This window comes from Actinotignum stranguriae, from assembly GCF_051265215.1.
Taxonomy (GTDB): Bacteria; Actinomycetota; Actinomycetes; order Actinomycetales; family Actinomycetaceae; genus Actinotignum; species Actinotignum schaalii_C.
Map to the genome: position 1 here is coordinate 1 of NZ_JBOZCJ010000045.1, position 1,484 is coordinate 1,484.

The 1,484-nt window shown below is 53.3% G+C and carries 1 protein-coding gene; it reads right to left on the reverse strand.

Annotation, left to right across the window (positions count from 1 at the left end):
• Positions 1-15 precede the first annotated feature (15 nt).
• On the reverse strand, positions 16-1,440 hold the full coding sequence (locus ACRQEG_RS09465) for an IS3 family transposase (RefSeq protein WP_394533086.1): 1,425 nt from the start codon (positions 1,438-1,440) through the stop codon (positions 16-18).
• Positions 1,441-1,484: the final 44 nt, after the last annotated feature.

Genomic DNA, 1,484 nt, shown 5'->3' on the forward strand with positions numbered 1-1,484 from the left:
GGGGCTGCGGACTGTTTATTGGACATTATTGCTTAAAACCGCTTGACGCTGTTCCATAATTGTTAAACCATCGAACTTCAAGGTAATACGTTTCTGGTTATAGAAGAGCATATACTCGTCTATCGCCTCGCATAACTCATCAGTTGTAGCCCACTTCTTCCCGTGATAGATCTCGGTTTTCATCCGCCCGAAAAATCCCTCACAAGCCGAGTTATCCGGACTACACCCCTTCTTCGACATCGACCGCGTCAACCCGTAACGCCGCGTAAGCTCAATCCAGGACACAGACCGGTAGTGGACTCCCCGATCCGAATGAATCACGAGTGGGTGCTCAGGTTCGCCGGCTTGTAGCTGGCTTAGGCGCTGGTGCGGGAGGGTTGCCAGTGCGTTTTCAAGGGAGGAATCAGCCAACACTGAGGTTGGGTGTAATCCCCTCGTATAGGCCACGACTTTCCCGTCATAACAGTCAATAATCGGGGAAAGATAAACCTTGCCGTTAGCTGCGTGGAACTCGCTGATATCGGTGAGCCAAAGCCGTCCTGGCTCATCAGCGTGGAAGTCACGCTTGACCAGGTTTTCCGGCGCGGGGCTGATCTCCCCGCCGTAACTGGAGTACTTCCGGCGTGCTTTGGCATACCTGACCGGGATTTCCTCTTCGTGCATCAAGCGCTGGATGATTTTCTCCGAGACCACATACCCAAGCTTTCTAAGCGCTAAATGGATACGCCGATACCCATACGTATACAAGCCCTCACGCGCGATCTGGGCGATCAACTCACGCAAGCGAGCATGCTTGTCAGGCCGCTCTAGGCGTTTAGCGGTGTAATAGTACGAGCTTGCCGGCAAGCCCAGGACGTCTAAGACCGCCGCCAGGGGTGTGGTAGAGCGTAGCTGGTTAGCTACCTGTGTTTTCTCTACCGTTTCACTAGGCCCGCTTACGCGGGCTTCTTCTTTTTTTGCTAGCTCGAGCTGGGCTTTCAAGACGCGTTCACGCACGATGAGTTCGGCTGCTAGAGCACGTAATTCTTGCGGGTCTTGGGGTAGTTGGGCTTCCAACTGGTGGAGGGTTTTCGCTTTGATCTGGTCGCGTTCTTTCTCGTTCATGAGTCCTAGACTGCCTTCCGCATCCCACTTTTTAACCCAAGCATAGATGTTTGTGCAGTTCACGATTCCCAGATCCTGGGCGATGGCGTAAGAGTTTTCCCCGCTGCGGAATCGCTTGCAGGCAGCCACTTTCACGTCCGCCGGTATTTTCTGGTTAGGGGCGTGTTTCTTTGGTTTTCTCTGGTCTGGTTTCTCGTTGTTATTCCTGATCCATTTGTAGAGCGTGTCTCGTCCGGGGTAGCCGAGTTTACGGACCGTGGCGGTTACCGATTGCGTGCGTTGGTAGGTGGTGAGGGCTTTACGGATCTGCTCGCTCGTATACGTACGCTTACTCATTGAACGTTCTCCTTAAAAATCTCTAGGAAACCGTCCGCACCCCC